This window comes from Paenibacillus sp. J22P277 (genome assembly GCF_059383675.1).
The window spans coordinates 828,279-849,175 of sequence record NZ_JBXENS010000001.1 but is presented as its reverse complement, the minus strand read 5'-3'; the positions used below and the strand labels follow the sequence as shown (position 1 = coordinate 849,175).

Annotated in this window: 10 protein-coding genes; 9 read left to right on the top strand and 1 reads right to left on the bottom strand. The window is 57.6% G+C overall.

Features of this window, described 5'->3' with window-relative positions; genetic code table 11:
• Positions 1–384 precede the first annotated feature (384 nt).
• The 4 genes from AC50YL_RS04155 to AC50YL_RS04140 all read left to right on the top strand — a co-directional run bounded on the left by AC50YL_RS04155 (position 385) and on the right by AC50YL_RS04140 (position 8,392).
• The gene (locus AC50YL_RS04155; protein ID WP_494829514.1) at positions 385–3,306 is read left to right on the top strand and encodes a DUF4832 domain-containing protein; all 2,922 of its coding nucleotides are present in this window, start codon (positions 385–387) and stop codon (positions 3,304–3,306) included.
• A 202-nt stretch (positions 3,307–3,508) separates the two neighbouring features.
• Complete coding sequence (locus AC50YL_RS04150; RefSeq protein WP_494829512.1) at positions 3,509–5,035, top strand: extracellular solute-binding protein; 1,527 nt, start codon at positions 3,509–3,511, stop codon at positions 5,033–5,035.
• Entirely contained in the window at positions 5,032–6,756 is a 1,725-nt protein-coding gene (locus AC50YL_RS04145) for a sensor histidine kinase (protein WP_494829510.1), read from the top strand. Before AC50YL_RS04150 ends, AC50YL_RS04145 begins: the two co-directional genes overlap by 4 nt.
• Positions 6,757–6,772: 16 nt before the next feature.
• Positions 6,773–8,392: a response regulator transcription factor gene (locus AC50YL_RS04140; RefSeq protein WP_494829508.1), complete on the top strand. Its 1,620-nt coding sequence runs from the start codon at positions 6,773–6,775 to the stop codon at positions 8,390–8,392.
• Between the two features lie 7 nt (positions 8,393–8,399).
• Here AC50YL_RS04140 and AC50YL_RS04135 read toward each other — a convergent pair whose 3' ends face one another.
• A complete protein-coding gene (locus AC50YL_RS04135; protein WP_494829506.1) occupies positions 8,400–9,680 on the bottom strand; it encodes a Gfo/Idh/MocA family protein in 1,281 nt (426 codons plus the stop codon).
• Between the two features lie 262 nt (positions 9,681–9,942).
• On the opposite strand from AC50YL_RS04135, the gene AC50YL_RS04130 reads away from it, so the two are divergent.
• The 5 genes from AC50YL_RS04130 (at position 9,943) to AC50YL_RS04110 (ending at position 20,885) form a co-directional block, all read left to right on the top strand.
• Complete coding sequence (locus AC50YL_RS04130; protein WP_494829504.1) at positions 9,943–11,274, top strand: ABC transporter substrate-binding protein; 1,332 nt, start codon at positions 9,943–9,945, stop codon at positions 11,272–11,274.
• Positions 11,275–11,353: 79 nt separating this feature from the next.
• Entirely contained in the window at positions 11,354–12,223 is an 870-nt protein-coding gene (locus tag AC50YL_RS04125; RefSeq protein ID WP_494829502.1) for a carbohydrate ABC transporter permease, read from the top strand.
• Positions 12,224–12,234: 11 nt separating this feature from the next.
• On the top strand, positions 12,235–13,074 hold the full coding sequence (locus AC50YL_RS04120) for a carbohydrate ABC transporter permease (protein ID WP_494829500.1): 840 nt from the start codon (positions 12,235–12,237) through the stop codon (positions 13,072–13,074).
• A gap of 127 nt (positions 13,075–13,201) precedes the next feature.
• Positions 13,202–19,594, top strand: a complete 6,393-nt coding sequence (locus tag AC50YL_RS04115; protein WP_494829498.1) for an S-layer homology domain-containing protein — start codon at positions 13,202–13,204, stop codon at positions 19,592–19,594.
• A gap of 232 nt (positions 19,595–19,826) precedes the next feature.
• Positions 19,827–20,885 (top strand): carbohydrate ABC transporter permease, encoded by a 1,059-nt coding sequence (locus AC50YL_RS04110; RefSeq protein ID WP_494829496.1) that lies wholly within the window; start codon positions 19,827–19,829, stop codon positions 20,883–20,885.
• Positions 20,886–20,897: the final 12 nt, after the last annotated feature.

The window sequence follows — 20,897 nt, the reverse complement described above, 5'->3', positions numbered from 1 at the left end:
TGCAGCGTCGTCCGGTTCCTGCAAAGACGATCTTAAGTATGGGGCCGCAATCTTTATAATGGGGCATCAGACTGCGCGCTCCGAGCGGAGTGCCGCCCCCCGTGCTTCGCCCCTGTTGTTTTCACCGCCGGCGCCCCCGTGCTTCGCTCCGCTCACGCCCCGTCATTTGCACCGCCTACGCCCCGTCATTTGCACCGCCTACGCCCCGTCATTTGCACCACCTACGCCCCGTCTTTGCTCCGCTTACGCCTTGTAGTGTGCTCCGCTCACGACCGCACAGCTTGCCTTTATTAAAATGTTGGCGCTTTTCTTAAATTCTCGGCATCGCGGGCCGTTACTCCGTGTGACAGAATGAGAGTGAATCCAAAGCCGAGGAGGAGAATGATGGGAAGAAGAAAAGCAGGCGCGATGCTGTGCGCGGCGGCGCTGTCCGCGTTCGCGTGGTTCAGCGGAGGCGCGGGACCGGGCGGAGGCGAGGCGCATGCCGCGATCGGGCCGATCACGGTGAATCTGACGGAATCGTCGGAAGCGTTCAAAAATCCGATCATGGGCTTCCGTCCGTCCCGCTACATCAATGAGAGCGCGTTTTCGGACCGGGAGTACGCGGACATTTACAAGCAATACATCAAGTACACGGATCTCGAGACGGACGCGTCGGATTCGGTGCAGAAGATCAAGGATTGGAGCAATACCGCATGGTCCGGCATCGAGAACAAGAACATCAAGGTCGTGCCGCGCGTCGTCATCGTGTATCCGGGAACCGGCGAGTTTTGGCCGAACGGCGTGACGCATGGAGATCCGGTGAACCAGTGGTTGTCGGAAACGCTCAAATCCCGTCTCGTCGCGTTCATCGGCAAGCTCGGGCAAGCCTGGGACAACGATCCCCGCGTGGCGTTCGTCGAGCTCGGCCTATACGGGAATTGGGGCGAAACCCATATCTACCCGAACAAATTCGCCGACGGGACGGACCGCATTCCGCTCGGCTTCCAGACCGCGCTGGGCGACGCGTACACGGCGGCGTTCCACAACAAAAAAGTGCTCGTGCGCTACCCCGAGACGTTCACCTCCTACGACTTCGGCATTCAATGGGATTCGTTCGCCTTGCCTGACGATGCCGCGGGCGGCAACGGGGAGATCGCCCGCGATACGTGGCGGACGCAGATCAACAGCGGCGAGGTCGCGTACGATTGGGGCGATCAGTCCAATCTCGGCGGCAGCCCGGACGGCACGCTCGGCAATGTCTCGCATACGAACTACGTCATCGATTGGATCATGAACACCCATACGTCCAGCTTGGGCTGGATATCGGATTACAACGCGGGCAACGCTTCCGTCGAAGCGGGAGCGACCGCGATGCAGAAAATGCTCGGCTACCGCTTCGTGCTGAACCAGGCTACGTTCACCGGCAATGTGACGCCCGGAGGAACGATGAACGTCTCGTTCCAAGTCGTCAACAAAGGCTCGTCGCCGTTCTACTACAATTGGCCCGTCGAGGCGAGCTTGCTGAAGAGCGACGGAAGCGTCGCGTGGAAGGGCTTATTCCAGGCTGATGTCCGGAATTGGCTGCCCGGCACGAATTGGAACAGCGCGACTCGCGCGTACAACCAAGCGCCGGCAACCAACACGGTGAACGGTGCGTTCACGATCCCGGCGAGCGTGCCGAACGGCACGTATACGCTGGCGCTGTCCGTTCTCGATCCGGCGGGCTGGAAGCCGAGCGTCCGGTTCGCCAATACGAATTATTACGCGGGCGGCCGTACGCCGATCGGCAAAGTAGGCATCGGCACGGATCCGGCCAATCAGAACCTGGGAACGTTCGCCAGCTTGAAGTCGGACAACACGCTGGGCTACAGCCTGCAAAGCGGCGCTTACGACGGCGGAACGGGCGGAGGAGGCAGCGATACGCAAGCCCCGACGGCGCCTTCGAATCTGGCGTCGACCGGGAAAACGGCTAGCAGCGTCAGCTTGAGCTGGACCGCGTCGACGGACAATGTCGCCGTCGCCGGGTACGATATTTATCGGGGCGGAAGTTATGCGGGTTCCTCCGCGGGAACCTCCTATACGGACACGGGACTGCAAGCGCAGACGGCGTATACGTATACCGTGAAAGCCAAGGACGGGGCAGGCAACGCATCCTCCGCCAGCAATTCGGTGACCGTGACGACGTCGGCAGCCGGAGGCGGGGGCACCTCCGTCGCGTATGAAGCGGAGTCCGCCGCGAATACGCTTGCGGGCGGAGCCGCGACGGCCGCATGCAGCGCATGCTCCGGGGGCTCGAAAGTCGGGTTCGTCGGCAACAACGGCGGCACGTTGCAGTTCAATGGCATTAACGCACCGGCCGCTGGCACGTATACGCTGACGATCTCCTACTTGAACGGAGACGCGGCGAGATCGGCGCAGCTCAGCGTCAACGGCGGGGCGGCCGCCAGCGTGAGCTTTCCGAATACGGGCGGCTGGAACACGGTGGGGACGGTGCAAACTTCCGTGCAGCTCGCCGCCGGAAACAATACGATCAAATGGTCGAATGCGAACGCTTGGGCGCCGGACTTCGACCGGATCCAGTTGAATACCGGCAGCGGCGGCGGGGCGGACACGCAGGCGCCGACCGTGCCGGCGAACCTCGCCGTGACGTCCGCGACGACGAACAGCCTGGCGCTCGGCTGGAGCGCCTCTTCCGATAACGCGGGCGTAACGGGGTATGACGTTTACCGGAACGGCAGCTATGCGGGAACGACCGCGGCAACGAGCTATACCGACACCGGACTCGCTTCCGGTACGACGTACAGCTACGCGGTGAGAGCCAAAGACGCGGCGGGCAACGTGTCGGCGGCCAGCGGCGCGGCATCCGGTACGACGAACGCATCCGGAGGCGGCACGTCGCTGCTGCTGGACAATTTCGATAATGCGCCGGCTTGGCCGAGCAGCAACGATCTGGGCAAATGGACGGGCGCCAACGGATTCGTGAACGGTGCCGGCGTCATCGAGAACGGCGCAGTCAAGCTGCAGTACAACAATAATGGCTGGCTGGGCAGCGACGTCACGCAGAGCATCGCCGGGTACGGCAAGCTGATCGTGCGAATTAAAGGTGCTGTTGGGGGCGAAGAAAGCCAGTTTCACCTGATTCTTGGCGGCGTAGAGAAGACGCTCGGGGCATTCAGCGGGAATACGGTCACGACGGCTTACAAGGATATCGCGATCGATTTGGCCGCGAACGGCGTCAATCAAGCCGCGCCGGGACAATTGCAAATGTCGTTCTGGCACGGCAGCGCCGGGACGGTGTGGATCGACGAGCTCCGGTTCGAATAACAGCTCCGGTTCCAATTACAGCCATCGCCGAAGAGGCTCCCCCTCCGGTTTAACCGTCAAGGGGGAGCCTTTTAACGATTCCTGCGCCCGTATTCGCAAGCGTGTGCGCACCTCCCTTTGATTTAGGTCCGGAGGTTCATTTATTCGGGAAGCCGTGGTATCTTGAAATTGTCTATCGGCAATCGGGGGAGGCATACCTGGAATGAAGAGAAAAAAACGTATACTCGCGCTGGCCGCGATGCTCGCAATCGCCGCGCTGAACTCGGCCTGCAAGGGAGAGTCGGCCGAAGACCTCTCCGCGGACGGGGACTCCGCAGGCGCGCCGCAGCCTTATGTCACGTTAAGAATGATCATGCCGGGCGACGAATCCGCGCGCATGCGGGAATTCGCCGATAACGAACTGAACGCGCGATTGAAGCGGGAATTGAACATGAAGCTGGAGATGACGTATATTCCTTGGTCGGATTATCAATCCAAGCTCGAGCTCGCGCTGTCTACCGGCGAGAATTACGACTTATTCTGGTACGGCACGCCGTTCGTGTCGGATTACAAGGCAAACGGCTACATACAGCCCCTTGACGCGCTCCTTCGAACGTACGGGAAGGACTTGACGGCGAACATCCCGGCGGATAACTTCAAGCTGGACGAAATGGACGGGAAGCTGTGGGCCATTCCTTCCCAGGCGTTTACCTCGGCAGGGAAGTTCACGTCCGTCATGGTGCGCCAGGATATGCTGGAGTCTGTCGGGATGAAGTCTATCCGAACGATCGCGGATTTGGAAGCGTTTTACTCCAAGGTGCGCGCGAAGGATCCGAGCTACTACGGCTATTTGGAAACCGACCGCGGCCAAGACGTCCTGTGGCGCGAACTGTCGGATCAACCGTTCACCTTCCTGGATGAGAATCAGATGTTCGCCGTGAACGAAAACACCGGCGAGCTCGTGAATTACTTGGCATCCGATCTGTACAAGGAGACGGTGCGAGTCCGGAAACGTTGGGTGGACATGGGGCTGATCGACAAGCGCCTGATCGGCAATCTGGCCGCGAATATCGATCAGGAAGACGCGGGCAAGCTGCTGTTCCGGGTCGGTGCCGTATCCCGGGCGATGGAAAATTTGCAAACGGTGCAGAAAGCGGACGCGAGCGCCAAGCTGCGGGAGTATTACTTGTCCCCGGAGAAGCCGAAGTACATCGTGGCGCCTTCCAACGAAGCGTACATGATTCCGGCGAAAGCGCTTCATCCGGAGCGCGCCATGCAGTTCATGAATTGGATCTTGCAGAGCAAGGAGCATTACAAATTCATCATTTACGGCGTGGAAGGCAAGGATTACCGCATCGAGAACGGCAAAATCAAGCTGCTGACCAACGACCAATTCATGTACGAGTGGATGTGGCGGAACAAGAATTATTTCCTCGCGACGACCAGCGTCGATGATTCCGTCGTGCAGGATATGCTGCATAACGACGATAACGCGAAGATTTCCCGGCTGTTCGGCTTCCATTTCAACCCGGAAGCGGTGAAGAAAGAGTACGCGAAGGTACTCGCGGTGTACAACGAGAAGTTCGTGCCGATCAATATGGGCATCGTCACCTACGACAAACATTTTAACGGCGCGATGGACGCGCTTCAGAAAGCCGGCTACGACAGCGTATGGGACGAGCTTCAGCGACAATACGCGGCTTTCCGGGCAGGCCAGTCCGTCCCCGCCGACCGGGAGGCGTCCAGGTGAAGTCCAGCATATTCACGAATATGGTGATCGCCCTGCTGCTGCTGCTGACGCCGATCATCGCGCTGTACGCGTACTCGAACCATACGAGCTCCAGCGTGCTGACGGGTGAGCTCGTGAAGGCGAAGCGCACGCAGGTCGAGACGTTCGTCGGACAACTCGGCCAAATGTTCGCCCAATTCGACTCCTTTCAAAAAATGCTGTATGAAAGCACGGAGGTCCGAAATCTGGCGTATCCGGACTTGCTTGGCGATGATTTGCTCCATTTTCGCACGCTCAAAACCGTGTCCGAAGAGATCAATCGGCTCGCGGGCTACGGGGGGCGGAAGGGAATCGTCGCGGTCGTCTATCCGAAGACGGGGATGATCATCAAGAGCAATTCGAGCCTTGGCGCCATGCCGGCCGCGCTTCCGGACAAAGACGGGTTTTGGAGCTATCAGGCGAATCCGAAAGGCGACGCCTACTTTATCGAGACGATCTCCAGTCCGGCCAAAAACGCCAAGGACGAAGAGGCGGATCTGACGGTCGTGGCGAAGGTGGACGAAGGAGAGATCAAAAGCGATCTGTCCGAGATGAAGGGCAACGGCTTGGAGGATCCCTTTCTGTACAAACCGGGCTATTCGCCGATCTACAACTATACGGCGAATCAGGCTTTGATCCACGAGATGCTTCCGGAGTTAAACCCGGACCGCAGCGCGGGAAGCTTCGAGCCGCTGCTTATCCGCACAAGCGGCGGCGACTATCAGACGCACATGGAAATGATCCCGTCGCTCGGCTGGTATCTGGTGGATTACGTGCCCATCGGCACCATCATGGCGCCGATCAACCGGAACCAGACGATGTTCTATGCGATCAGCGGCATGATGCTGTTCATGGCCTGCATGCTCGGGTTCATCCTGTACCGGAGCATCCGCATACCGTTCCGCAAATTGATGCAGGGGATGAATTTCATCGAGAAAGGCATCTACACGAGCCGGATGAAAGACCCTCCGAGAGGGGAATTCCGTTACTTGTACCACCGCTTCAACTCCATGGCCGCGAGAATCGAAGAGCTGATCGAGGACGTGCTGAAGGAACAGATCCGGACGAAGGAAGCGAACGTCAAGCAGCTGCAATCGCAAATCAACCCGCATTTCCTGTACAACACGCTGGCTTATATCAAGAGCATGGTGGAGCTGGAGGAAAAGGAAGCCGCCGTGTCGATGACGATGAACGTAAGCAAGTATTACCGCTATACGACCAAGCTCAGCCGCAGCCTGGCGACCGTTCGGGAAGAGCTGGAGCTGGTCGTGAATTATTTGGATATCCACTGCATGTTGACGGACGATTTCGAGTACGAAATCGACATCGACCCGGCCATGCTGAACATGAACATTCCCCGCTTGTCGCTGCAGCCGCTCGTCGAGAACGTGATCGTGCATGCGTTCAGGAAGCCGGCGCGGTACGGTTCCGTCCGCATCCGGGGAACGTTGGAGGAATCCGGGGTCGCGCGGCTCTCGGTCGAAGACAACGGACCGGGCATCGCGCCGGCGCAATTGGATGCGCTGCAGGCGAAGATCCGCAATGCGCTGATCGATCAGATCGATTCCGGCTTGCAGAATGTTCACCAGCGGCTGATGCTGCTGTTCGGCAGAGGCTCCGGGTTATCCCTCCGCTTATCCGAATGGGGCGGCTTGCACGCGGAATTGACGTGGCAAGCGCAATACGACGAATTGCAAGCATGAAGAGGAGGCACGGCGCGTGTACGAGATTTTGATCGTGGACGATCATACGCATTTGGTGGACAGCTTGGCGAACGCGCTGCCTTGGGAGCAGATGGGCATCACTGCCGTGCATAAGGCGTATTCCGGGGAAGAAGCGCTGGAATTGCTGCATTATTACGGTATCGACTTGATCGTGACGGACATCCAAATGACGGGGATCAGCGGGCTCGAGCTGGTATCCGTCGTGAAGGAAAAATGGGCCAAGATCAAATCGGTCATTCTGACGGGGCACGACGAATTCCAGTACGCGCAAGAAGCGATTCGCCAAGGCATCTGCAATTATTTGCTGAAGCCCGTCTCGAACGAGGAGCTCGAAAGGACGATACGCGCGTTGATCGGCGAACTGCAGCGGGAAGGGGAAGCGCTGGTCAATCAGCAAAAGCTGGCGTACTTGTTCCGGGACAGCTTGCCGAAGCTCCGGGAGTCGTTGCTGCGGGAGCTGCTTGCGGGCAAGAGGCCGCCTCTGTCCCAGCTGCGCGAGAAGCTGAGGCTGTACGAGCTGGCGTTCGACGAAACGAATCCGTTTCTGATGCTGTGCATGCGCATCGAAGAAGATTTTGCCGGAACGGACCTCTACAGCGTATCGCTGCTGGAATATGCCCTCACGAACATCGCGGACGAGATGTTCTCGCCGCGTTATCATAACTGGCATTGCAAGGACGATTACGACTACATGGTTTTCCTGATCCGTCCGAAGCAGCCGTCCGAATGCGCCGACAAGGAATGGATGGAGGAAGCGGAAAGACTGGCCCGGCTCGTGCAGCATCAGATCAAACGGTTCCTGAAAATCAAGGTTTCGCTTGTCATGAGCAATTGGAGCGCGTTCCCGGGCGAGGTGCCTGCCGTCTATCATAATTCGCTTTCTTTATTCACGGATTTTATCGGCTTCCAGACGGAGAGCTTCTTTCACGACCTGCAGGAGCGAAGCGTGGAGGAGGTCCGCCCGTTATCCGAGTTGTACGCCAGTCCTTCGTTCATGCAGCTGCTGGAGGTCGAGCAATGGGGTGCCGCGGAAGCGAAGATGAAGCGCGTATTCGAGGAGCTGGAGCGGCGGGAGAACAAGGCGCGGGAGCATGTCTTCGAAGCGTACGTCACGATCATGCAGGCCTTCTCCTACTACGTGCACAAGAAGGGAAAGCGGTTCTACGACATCTACGGCCGCGAAGCCGAGAAAATGCTGAAGCTCGATGCCGGCTGGAGCATCGAGCCTTTGCGGGAATGGTCGTTTCGGAGCTTGCGGCAATTGGAATCCTACAGCGGCAGCTTGTCCAACCGGTTCCGCAACGATCTGATCAACCGCGTTATCCGTTACGTCAACGACGAAGTCAAGGACGTGACGCTGCAGTCGGCGGCGGACCATGTTCATCTGCACCCGGTCTACGTCTCTAATCTGTTCAAGACCGAGACGGGGGACAACTTCTCGAACTACGTCCTGCGCGTAAGGATGGACTTGGCGCTGCGGCTGTTGAAACAAACGGACTGTAAAATCAATCGAATCGCGCAGGAGGTAGGTTACCAGAAGCCGCAATACTTTATCAAGCTGTTCAAAACCCACTACGGCATGACGCCGCAGGAATATAAAAACGGTCTGCCGTGACCCGGGCTCAACTCCTGCCGGCTGCGGCCAACGAAGTACGGAAATTCCGCATATCCACGACCTCGCCTTGGCGCAACCGGGACGCTTCGGCCGCGAAAGCCATCAAATGGCTTTCGAGCGAAGCTTCCGCCGATGTCAACGAACCGGCGAAACGTTCTTCGCGCAAATCGGACAGAAACTGGCGCAGGACGCCCGCATCTCCCCCGTGGTGTCCGCTGTCGCCGCCAGGCGTACGGTACAGGGTGCGTTTGGCGCCGGCGAATTCGAACAGATCGATCTCTTCCTTCAGCAAGTCTCCGCGAATTTCCCCTTTCGTTCCCATGATCTGCACGATGCGATTGATGTCGCGCGTGAATCCGCACATGCTGAACATCGCCGTCGCGCCGCTTGCGAACTCGAGATTAACCACTTGATGGTCGACGACGTCGTTGTCCGTCCGGTATACGCATTTGCCGTAAGGCCCTGTCAGGATGGCGTTCATCCGATTCTGCAGCGTCGGCGGATCGGCGATGAGCGCCGCGAAGGGGTTGGCTTCCGCATCCTGCGAATAAAATCGCCGGGCGGAATACGGACAAGCCGCTTCCGCCGCGCATCCGTCCGTGCACCGATCGGTCGCGCCTTCAGGCGCGTTATCCGGCCGAAAATGGCTTAACGAGCCGAAGGAGCTGACGCGTACGCAATCCGAGTCCACGAGCCAGCGGATCAGATCCATGTCGTGGCAGGACTTGGCCAATATCATCGGACTGGACTGCTCGGCATTCCTCCAATTTCCCCTGACGAAGCTGTGAGCGTAATGCAGGTAACCGACATTCTCGTTATGCTGGACCGACACGACCTCCCCGATGACGCCTTCCGAGATGAGCGTCTTGATCCGCTGCCAGAACGGAATATAGCGGGATACATGGCAGATCGTCAGCAAGCGGCCCGATCGGCTCGCCTCCTCGGTCATCGCGATGCATTCCGAGGGATCGTTCGACATCGGCTTCTCGAGCAATACATGATACCCCTTCCGCAGCGCAGCCATTGTCGGCTCGAAGTGCATCCGGTCCTGCGTGCAGATGAGCAGCGCATCGCAGATGCGGGGGCGGTCAAGCAGCTGTTCCCATGTCGTGAAGACGCGTTCGCCGGGCAAGCCGAACCGGTCGGCAAATGCGTTTCTTCGCTGTTCGTTCGGTTCGGCGACGGCCACGATCTCCGCCTCGTCCGGGAATCGGTCGAAGTACGGCGCGTAGCTTATCAACCCTCTTGCCCCTGCGCCGATAACGGCAAGCGACGGTTTTCTTGTCATGATACGACCTCCTCATACATACGTAAGCTTGCGTATTTATCGGATTGCATGCTTCAAAAATCATTATGGATGTTAACCTGCACGCTTGAAAAGCCCATCTTAATTATGGGGTTTCAATCTTAAGAATGAGGCATTTCGCCCCTGCAATCGCGTGTCTTATGATGAATGCACAGGGGATACCTTGTGAGACAAGGCCGGGAAAAATGCGCGCAATTTTTTCGGAGGCCATTGTCGTCTCATTATAAAACGAGGGGGAAATAGAGTGGCATTTCGCAAAAAAGCTTGGCTTACCGGGGTGGGCCTGACCGTCGCCGCGGCATTGGCGCTGACGGGCTGCGGCAGCAACGATTCGAACAACGGCAACGCGGCAAGCACGACGGAAAACGATGCGGGCGGCAATACGTCCAGCGCGACGAAAGAAAACGTGACCCTGACGTATTCGATTTGGGATCAGCTGCAACAGCCGGCCATGGAAGCGATCGCGAAAGAATTCACCGCCGAAAATCCGAACGTCAAAGTCAAAGTCGAAGTCATTCCTTGGAACGATTATTGGACGAAGATGTCCGCGGCGGCTCCGGCCGGCACGTTGCCGGACGTGTTCTGGATGCACAGCGGTCAATTCGTGAAGTACGCGTCCGGCAAATTCCTCGAGCCGATCACCGACAAGGTGCAAGCCGGGGAAATCAATCTGAACGACTATGCGGCGAATCTGGGTTCCATCTATCAGCTTGACGGCCAAAACTATGCGATTCCGAAAGACTTCGATACGATCGGCCTTGCCTACAACACGGAGCTGTTCGACCAAGCGGGCGTTCCGTACCCGGACGATACATGGGATTACGCGAAGCTGGCGCAAGTGGCCAAGCAGCTGAGCCAACCGGATAAGGGCATCTACGGCTTCGCGGCCAAGATGGATACCCAAGGGGGCTACTGGAACGACATGCTCGCGAACGGCGGCTCGATCATTTCCGCCGACGGCACGAAATCCGGTTACGACGACCCGGCCTCCATCGAAGCGCTGCAAGCGAGGTACCAAATGATTCTCGATAAAGCTTCTCCGAGCCATCAGCAAATGACGGACACGGATTCCACCGAGATGTTCAAGTCCGGCAAACTCGCGATGATCTTCGAAGGCGACTGGAGAACGACGGACATCGACGCCAGCGATATCATCAAAGGCAAATGGAATTGGGCTCCGCTGCCGAAAGGCAAAGCGAAGCGCGGCGACATCATCAACGGTCTCGGCAACGTCATGTCGGCGTCCGGCAAGCATAAGGACGAGGCCTGGCAATTCCTGAAATTCCTCGGTTCCAAGCGCGCGGCCGAAATCACGGCGGAGATGGGAGCGGCAATCCCGGCCTTCAAAGACACGCAAGCGGCATGGGTCCAATCGAAGCCGCAGCTGAACCTGCAGGTATTCATCGACCAAGCCGCCGACGCGACGCCGTATCCGGCAGGCACGAAGGCGTACCCGGTCTGGTTCCCGAAAGAATCGGAAATCATGGCGCAGGCATGGGGCGGTAAAATCTCCATCGAAGAAGGCGCCAAGCAAGTGGCGGCCATGATGAATCAAGCGATCGCGGAGAACAAGTAAGAACGCCGCGACGGTCATTGGAAGGTCGAAGGCATTCCGAAGCCGGAGTGCCTTCGATGATGAATAAGGGAGGTAGGCCATGAATTCGAGAAGCAGGTACGTATGGGCATATTTCATGATTGCACCTACCTTGCTCGGAACGCTCTTATTCTGGAGCTGGCCGGCGGTCTATTCGATCTATCTGAGCTTTCTGAAATCCGAGAATTTCGGGATGGTCAACCATTGGGTCGGCTTGGCAAACTATGAAAAGCTGTTCAAGGACAAAGAGTTTTGGAAAAATCTCGGAAACACGCTGTATTACATGGTCTTGTACGTGCCGCTCACGCTCGTGTTCTCCACGTTCTTCGCCGTGCTGCTCAATGCGAAAATCCGCGGTTTATCCGCTTACCGCGTCATCTTCTTCTTGCCGCAGGTGACGATGCCCGCGGCGGCGGCCATGGTTTGGGTCGTGCTGTTCGCCCGCGACTACGGCTTCATTAACTATCTGCTCGGCACGCACGTGGCCTGGATTTCGGATACGAGGTTCGCGATGTTCGCGCTCGTGATCGTGGGCGTATGGGGCGCGATCGGCCTGAACATGCTGCTCATACTGGCCGGCTTGCAAGGGATACCGAAAGCGCTGTACGAAGCGGCCTCGATCGATGGAGCCGTCCGGTTCCGCAAGTTCCGCTACATCACCCTGCCGCTCTTGACGCCGACATTGTTTTTCACGACCATCGTGCTCATGATCGGCGCCACGCAGGTTTTCGATTCGATTTATTTGCTGATCGGCAAGACGAACGTCGCGCTGCCCGAGGTGCGTTCGCTCGTGTACGCCTATTACCAAAATTCCTTCGTCTACTACGATCAGAATTACGGCGCGGCAATCGTTGACATGCTGCTCGTGATCAATTTAATTCTGACGGGCCTGCAGTTCGCGTTTCAGAAAAAATGGGTGACCTACGACTGAGGGGGAAGAGCATGGAGCATCGCCGCCAAGCCGTCGACCGCAACTACAATTGGATCGTCCACGTGGTGCTGATCGCGGCATCCATCGTCATGATCATCCCCTTCGGCTGGATGATTCTGACTTCGTTCAAAACCGTAACCGAAGCGACGCAAATTCCGGTCAAAATCTTTCCGTCCCATCCGGATTTCGGCAGCTATGCGAAAGCGTTCGAGAAAACGGACTTTAAGCATTACTACTTGAACACCGCGTTCACGGCCTTGATGAAGACGGTATTCCCCGTCCTGTTCAGCTCGATGGCCGCTTACGCGTTCGCGAGAATCCGCTTCCCGGGCAGAACGCTGCTGTTTTTCATCATCATTTCCGTCATGATGGTGCCGAATCCGGTCTTCTATACGCCGCAATACTTGCTCATGAGCAAATGGGGCTTGGTCAATTCGGTCACCGCCCTGTGGATTTGCGCGCTCGTCAGTCCGTTCGCCACGTTCATGCTGCGGCAATTTTTCCTCGGCATCTCCAAAGAGCTGGAGGAAGCCGCGATATTGGACGGATGCAATCCGTTTCAGACGTTCCGGTATATCATGCTGCCCCTGGTGAAATCCGCTCTGGTCGCGATCGTCATCATCCAGCTGCTGTGGTCCTGGAACGAATTGCAGTGGCCGCTGATCATCAACAGCTCGCCCGATAAGCTCACGTTGTCTTCCGGGCTTGCCACGCTCGTGTCGATGTTCAGCACGAATTACCCGATCTTGATGGCGGGGGCGTTAATGGCCGTCATTCCGATGATCGTCCTGTTCTTTATCTTTCAGAAAAAGTTCATCGAAGGCGTGGCGTTCAGCGCGCATAAAGGATGATCGCACGCTTCATTGCCCGGTTCATTTCACTGGCATCAAGACGCTAAGCCCATCTGTTCCGCCGGCTTGGCGTTTTTTTTAAACGAAAATTAAAGCGGTTACAAGACAACGAACGAGGAGGATATCCATGTATCCATTGGCGTCATATCCCATTAGAAAGGCTTCATTTCGCGTTTTCCTCATGCTGTGCGTGCTGGCGAGCGCGTTTTATGCGAATCCCGCCGGCAGCGCGTACGCGAGTTCCGAGCCGGTACGCGTACCGGCCGTTCCGTATCCGAGCCCAGCGGCGGATGCCGCGCTGGCCAAGCATGACCTGACTCCCGCGCAGAGCCCGCTCGACAATCCGCTGAAAGGCTTCGCGCCCTTCTATCCGTGGGAAACGGAAACTTCGTTCCCTCATAGTCTGGAATGGTACTATGTTCCGCTGAAAGCGGTGATGACCGGCCCTGACTCCTATTCGTTCGATACGGGCTTGGAGCCGGCATTGAACGCGATTGCGGCCAGAGGCAATCAGGCAGCGATCCGGGTATATCTCGAATATCCGGGCAAAGAGGATGCCATACCCGATTTCATTCATCAAAGCGGCGTTGAAATGCGGCACAACGAGTCCTACGACCAGGACGAACCGGATTACGACGATCCGTTGATGGTGGCGTATCTGACCAACTTCATCAAAGCGTTCGGCGCGGCGTACGACGGAGATCCGCGCATCGGATTCATTCATATGGGCCTCGTCGGCTTATGGGGCGAGTGGCATACGTATCCCTATGATACGGATACCAGCCAGGACAGCTATCCGAATTACATGCCGAATGCGGAAACGATCAACGCGATATTCGATGCGTACGATACCGCCTTCGACGCGACGAAGCTTGAAGTCCGCTATCCCGGCTTGCCTAACGCGGGCGATTACGACATCGGCTACCATGACGACTCGTTCGGCTACAAGGAAGGCGATCCGCCGCAAAGCGTGACGCAGCCGGAAAGCATGGGCGGCGCCTATTATTCGTTCATGACCCGGATGCTGGATGCCGGCTCGGAGAACAAATGGATCACGCAGCCGGTCGGCGGGGAAGTGCGTCCGGAGATTCAGGGCAGCTTCTTCAGCGGCGGTGCCAATGTCGACGATGCCATGGACGATATCGAGCTGACGCATGCGACGTGGATGATCAACCAAGGCGGCATCAGCAACTATCATGCCGACGATGCGGCCGTTGCCGCCGGCGTGCGCAAGATGGGCTACGACCTGAACGTGAAGAGCGCCTACTATAATAACATCGCGCAGGGCGAGCCGCTCAAGGTCGGCGTTACCATTCAGAATAACGGCGTCGCTCCCTTCGCATATCCATGGCAGGTAGAGCTCGGCGTGAAGAACGCCTCGGGCAAGCTCTTGAAGCAATGGGATACCGCATGGGACATGACGAAGGTGATGCCTTCGCAGATCCGGACGTATCCGGAGTGGAACGTTCCCGGCGATCCGAAGTACGTCCCTTTCGGCGAGCCTTATTATTTCGACGCGACGATCGCCGCGCCGGAGCTGAACGACGGCTACTACTATGTCGTGATGAAGGTCGTTAATCCGCTGGAGGCCGTCAGCAGTAAGGCCAAGCAGGTCGGTTTCGCGAATACGAACCAGGACGCGGAAGGCTGGCTCAATCTGGGGCCGGTGCTAATCGGGGATTGCGCTTCGCCGTGTTCGCCGCCGCCGGATTCTCCGCCTCCCCCGCCGAAGCGCTTGCTCGTGGACGATTACGACGGGACGCCGGCGTGGTCCGGCAGCACGACGAATGATCTGAATCAATGGACCGGCTCAACCAATTTCGCCAATGGCAATGGCGCAGGCGTTGTCCAAGACGGTGCGTTGACACTGCAGGTCCAGAATATGTCGCGGATGGAAACGAACATCGGACGAAATCTATCCGATACGAGCAAACTGGTGCTGCGGGTGAAAGGGGCCGCCGGCGGCGAAGAGAGTCAGATCAGCTTGACGATCGGCGGCGTAACGAAAACGATCGGCCAATTCAGCGGAGACACGATCACGACCGGCTATAAAGACATCGTGATCGATCTGCCTGCCCAGGGCGTGGATCTGTCGCAGACGATCTGGAGCCTCGCGATCGCGCAAGCAGTCTGGGGAACGACAGGAACGATCGTTATCGATGAGATCTACTTCACGGACAAGGTCGAATCCGATCCGGATACGGGCACGCCGCCTGTCGCTGAACCGGAGACGCCGGGACTCGTCGAGGACTTCGAATCCTATGCCGACGATGCCGCTCTTGGCCAAGCCTGGACGGAAGCATGGTCCGACAAACCGGGATCGGTGTCAAGAACGCTCGGCCAAGCAAGCGGAAGCAAAGGGTTAAAGCTTTCGACCGCCATCGCCGATGCGGAATGGGCGAACATCCTTCACCCCATCCCGTCGGGCAAGCGAGACTGGTCCCGCTTCGACGGACTAAGCTTCTGGGTGGACAATACGACGAGCGACAATAAGGATTTCGGCTTGAACGTAGCGCTGGAAACGCCCGCAGCCAATGGTGAGTTCGGCTTGAAAGAAGGCGGGTCGGCCTTCACGCTCGCCGCCGACGGAAGCTGGCGCCCTGCGGCGTTTAGCGGAAGCTCGCTTGCTGTTCCCGCAGGCTTCCGAGGCGTCGTGAGAATACCGTGGGATCAATTCGTGCAATCCGCATGGCAGTGCGGCGGCGTACAGGCCGAATGCGCGGCCGTGCTGGATCCGAGCGAGGTCGACGGGCTTCAGCTCGGTTATCCGCCGTCGGGGTATGCGCATAACGTCGTCACGATCGACGACATCCTGCTCTACCGGGCGGATAAAATACTGGACGATTTCGAATCGTACGCGGACGATGCCGCGCTGCAGAGCGTCTGGCGAATCGATTGGGAGTCCGGCGAACCGTCTGCGCTTCGAACGCTCGACCGGGCGAACGTTGCGCAGGGCAATCAAGCCATGACGTTCTCGGTATCCCCTCCTCCGGGCAAGCCCGCATCCGACTGGGTGAATATCAAACGCGCGGCATTCACCGGGACAGACTCGGATTGGTCCGATTTCGACGGGCTTGCGTTCTGGGTCAACAACGTTTCGGCAAGCAGCAAAACCATGGATTTGAACGTGGCGATCGTTACGGATGCCGCGAAAGGCGAGTTCTCGCTAAAAGCGGGCGCAGTCGTGCAATTCTACGATGCCGCCGGAGGCTGGAAGGCAACCGCGCTCGGCGGAGGTTCCCTGTCGATCGCCGCAGGCTACAAAGGGATGGTCAGAATTCCTTGGAGCGCGCTCGCCCAATCGGACTGGCAGGGCTGCGATGCTTGCGACGCCCCATTCGACAAGAGCAAGGTGCTTCAAATTCAGTTCGGCTTCGGTCCTAAGAATCAAGCGGACAATGTTCTCGGTATTGACCAGCTTGGACTATATGCCTTAGCCGGCAGGACGAGCGGATCCGGTGGAGGACCGACGGACGATCCGGCCGAACATCCGAGTCCGCCGGCATGGGCAACGGCAACTGGAACGCATGCGCTGGCCTATCGGCCCGCCCCGGTGGATAATCCGCTCAAGGGCCTGCTTCCTTTCTACGATGCCGCCGAGGAAGCTTACTTCGCGGACGGCGACGATTGGCGGGACCGGCCTGCTCAGCTGCCGTACAGCATGGAGTTTTTCTATCTGCCGCTCACTAAGCTGATGAACAATCTGGACGACTTCGATTGGACCGAACTGGACAAACGGCTCTCGGCGGTAGCCGCGAGAGGCAATCAGGCCGTATTCCGGGTGTATCTGGACTACCCGAACAAGCCTTCGGGCATCCCGCGATTTCTGATCGACGAAGGGCTGAAGACGTACGATTACGAAGAATACGATAACGGCAAGACGGCTGCGAGCGTAGCGCCGGATTATAATGACGAGCGACTGCTGGGCGCCTTGGATAATTTTATCGGCGCGCTCGGTTCGCGTTACGACGGCGACCCGCGCATCGGCTCCATCATGATCGGATTGATCGGGTTCTGGGGTGAATGGCACACGTATCCCTATGACGGAAATTTGAAGTCGCCTAACCTGATGCCGACCGACGCCAACCTGAAGCGGGTGCTGACCGATATGGACGATGCCTTCGACAAAACGCAGCTCGTGCTGCGCTATCCGATGGACAACGGCACGCTTCAAACCAAAAACTTCGATGTCGGCTATCATGACGATTCCTTCGCTTTCCAGACGCTCCCGCCGAGCTTGGGCGGTCAAAGCTGGCATTTCTGGGGGAGAGTGAAAGACGCGGGAGCTACTGAATTTTGGAAGCAGAACAGCATGGGCGGAGAGATGAGACCGGAAATTCAAGTGAAGATGTGGAACAACGATCCGCCCAAATACGATGAACCGTCGTCTCCGATCGAAGGCGCGCAAGGCGAGGATTACTACACGAGCCTCGATCTGACCCATGCCTCCTGGCTGATCGCGCAGGGCGTATTCCAAACTCCGTTGGCTCCCGAGCCGTTGGCGAGAGCAACCGAAGGTTCGCGAAGCATGGGCTATGAATATTACGTGCCAGCCGCCTACGTCGACGCTGGCGATGGACAGCTGAAGGTAGGCGTGGAGCTGGAGAACAATGGCGTCGCGCCGTTCTACGCCGATTGGAAGGTCGAGCTGGCTGCCCGATCGGATAACGGCATCGTGAAGATATGGGAGCCGGGTTGGGATCTGAAAGGGATTCTGCCGAATACGAACGGATTCGACGGTAATCGGTTGTTCGAATCGACCGATAATCCGGAATTAAGCAACGGAAGCTATCAAATTCTCATGCGCTATGTGAATCCGCTGGAAGACATCAATGCCGATGCCAAGCGGTTCCATTTCGCGAATGCCGAGCAGGCAAGCAGCGGATGGCTGAATCTGGGCAGCGTAGACGTATCGGGCAGTACGGCTCAAGCTCCGGTAAGGGTTACGGGCTTAACGGCGAATACGCCGGACCGGCTGCAATTGGCTCCGGGTGCGGCGACCCGGATCGATGTCGCCGTAGCTCCTGCGGAAGCCGGCAACAAGAGAGTCGTATGGACTTCGGCAGATGCTAAAATCGCCTATGTATCCTCCGCAGGCGAGGTCACGGCTGTAGGCGCCGGCCAAACCGATATCACGGCGAAGACCTCGGACGGCAATATCGAGAAGTCCTTCCATATCACCGTATCGTCCGAGTCCAACCCGAACCCGTCCAGTGGCGGCGGCACGACAACGTCGCAAGAACCGTCGCTGGAATCGACGGCTAGCGGAGTCAAGCTGGGCCAAGACGCGGTCAAGACCGTTCGAACGACGAACGGGGAGGGCGTAACCGGGACGGTGGCATCCATTGATTCGCAGAAGCTTAGGGAGGCCTTCCAAGCGATTCCGAATGCACCGGCCATGAATTCAGTGACGATCGCACTCCGTAACGACGGCGGCAGCGTGAAAGTGAACATACCGTCGGCTGCGTTCGCCGATGTCGCGAACCGGCAGCCGGGCATGTTCGTCATCATTCAGACCGATTTCGGCAGCTACAAAGTTCCGGTCAACGCATTGGGGTTGGACGCGTTAGCGAAGAAGCTTGGCGCGGGCTCGGATGAGATGACGATCAGCATCGCGGTCGAGCGGGTTGCAGGCAGCGCGGCAGATCAAATCGCGGCGCAGGCGAGCCGTGACGGATTGACCTTGCTAAGCCCTTCGCTCGATTACAGCATCCATGCGCTGGCTAACGAACAGTCGATCGAGATCACCGATTTCGGCAGCGCCTATGTCGAACGATCGATGATCCTCTCCGGCCCCGTGGATCCGGCGAAAACGACCGCACTCCTATTCGATCCGGACACGTCGACGTTCCGTTTCGTTCCGGCCGCGTTTCAAGCTGACGGCGGCCATACGGAAGCCGTGATCAAGCGGAACGGGAATAGTATCTATGCCGTGGCATCGAGCAGCGAGACGTTCGCCGACGTTCATGGCCATTGGGCCGAGCCGGGCATCAGACTGCTGGCCTCCAAGCGAATCGTAAACGGGGATGAGCTTCACCGCTTCTCGCCGAACCAACCGATCACGCGCGCGGAGTTCGCGGCATTGCTCGTTCGTTCTCTCGGCTTGCAATTGCATTCATCGACTACGGCTGCCGCTTTCAGCGACGTAGCCGAGGGAGACTGGTTCGCTGACGCGATAAATGAAGCGGTTCACGCGGGAATCGTGAAAGGCTACGAGGATGGTTCGTTCAAACCGGATGCACGCATGACTCGCGAACAAATGGCAGTGATGCTGTCCGCGGCCCTGAAGTACGCGAGCCAGTCCGTCCGAGTTAAGGATAGTGAAGACGATCCGCTTGGGAAATACGCGGATAACGGAACCGTCGCGTCGTGGGCAAAAGCTTCGCTGACCGAAATGGTTGCCGCTCAAATCATCCGGGGAAAATCGGAGACGACGATCGCCCCCGCGGCAGACGCAAGCCGGGCCGAGGCAGCCGTCATGATTACGCGGTTGCTGCAGTTCATGCATTTTATAAATTAAAATCGCCTGCCGCAATCAAAGCCCGACCTTAACCGGTCGGGCTTTTTGATTGCCATTGGAAATAATTGATGGAAATACATGACCGTTTTATCTCATGAATATTGCTGTTTTTATTAAATTGCTACGGAAATAAATTAAAACACGACATAAAGTCAACAAATTATTAACTTCAACGTGATCTTCGACATACGCTTCGCCGCTACACTTGTACTAAGCGAGGAGGGAACACAACATGGAACAGACCAAGGAAACGAGTTTGCCGCGAAAACCGATCGTCGCGAAGAAGCGCGCCTCCAAGTTCGCCCGGAAACAAGCTTGGACCGGATTCGCCTACGCGGTTCCGGCATTGCTGCTGCTCCTGGTTTTCCGCTTTTGGCCGATGGCATTCGGCGCTTGGATCAGCTTATGGAAATGGGGCTTTGTACCGGAGAAGTTCATCGGGTTCGGGAATTTCGCCAAAATCTTCGAAGAAGGACTGCTGTACAAGGATGCGTTGCTGGGCTGGCAATTCGGTCCGATCGCCAACAGCTTGATGGTCACGGTGTATTATGCGATCGGAACCATCCCGATTTCGATTTTTCTGTCGTTTTTGTTAGCCTATTTTCTCTTTCAAAAAATAAAGGGCAAGGGCATTCTGCGAACGGTCTTCTTCATTCCGTACATTACTTCGCAAGTGGCGGCCGGCCTTGTCTTCAAGTGGATCTTCCATACGAACGTCGGCGTCGCCAACGCGGCGCTGAAGACCGTCGGGCTGCAGCCGCAAGACTGGTTATCCGATCCGGATCCCCTGTTCATGCATATCGCGGCCGCATTCGGCGGGACGTGGCCTTCCTCGATCCCGACCGCGCTTGCCGGTCCGTCTTACGCGCTGATCGTCATCATGCTCTTCACCATCTGGTCGAGCATCGGGTTCAACATCGTGATCTTCCTTGCGGGCATGGGCAGCGTATCGCCCGAATTGTACGAGGCTGCCAGAATCGACGGAGCCGGTACGGTAAGGATCATGCGCCATGTCACGTGGCCGTTGTTGTCGCCGATGGTGTTCCTGCTCTCCATCATATCGGTCATCGGATCCTTCGAATCGTTTAACGCGTTTTATATCATCAGCGGCGGAGAAGGCGGCCCGCTCGGCACGACGATGTCGCTGCCGCTGTATATATTCAGAACGTTTTACGTATACGGCCAGGTCGGTTACGCGTCGGCGATCTCGATGTTCTTGTTCGTGATCATTCTGCTGCTGACATGGGTGCAGTACAAGTACGGCGAGAAACGGGTTCACTACCTACGATAAAGGAGGATGCCG

Coding starts and splice junctions, on each gene's coding strand:
- AC50YL_RS04150 (WP_494829512.1), top strand. CDS start 3,509: ATGAAGAGAAAAAAACGTATACTCGCGCTGGCCGCGATGCTCGCAATC.
- AC50YL_RS04110 (WP_494829496.1), top strand. CDS start 19,827: ATGGAACAGACCAAGGAAACGAGTTTGCCGCGAAAACCGATCGTCGCG.
- AC50YL_RS04120 (WP_494829500.1), top strand. CDS start 12,235: ATGGAGCATCGCCGCCAAGCCGTCGACCGCAACTACAATTGGATCGTC.
- AC50YL_RS04155 (WP_494829514.1), top strand. CDS start 385: ATGGGAAGAAGAAAAGCAGGCGCGATGCTGTGCGCGGCGGCGCTGTCC.
- AC50YL_RS04125 (WP_494829502.1), top strand. CDS start 11,354: ATGAATTCGAGAAGCAGGTACGTATGGGCATATTTCATGATTGCACCT.
- AC50YL_RS04115 (WP_494829498.1), top strand. CDS start 13,202: ATGTATCCATTGGCGTCATATCCCATTAGAAAGGCTTCATTTCGCGTT.
- AC50YL_RS04135 (WP_494829506.1), bottom strand. CDS start 9,680: ATGACAAGAAAACCGTCGCTTGCCGTTATCGGCGCAGGGGCAAGAGGG.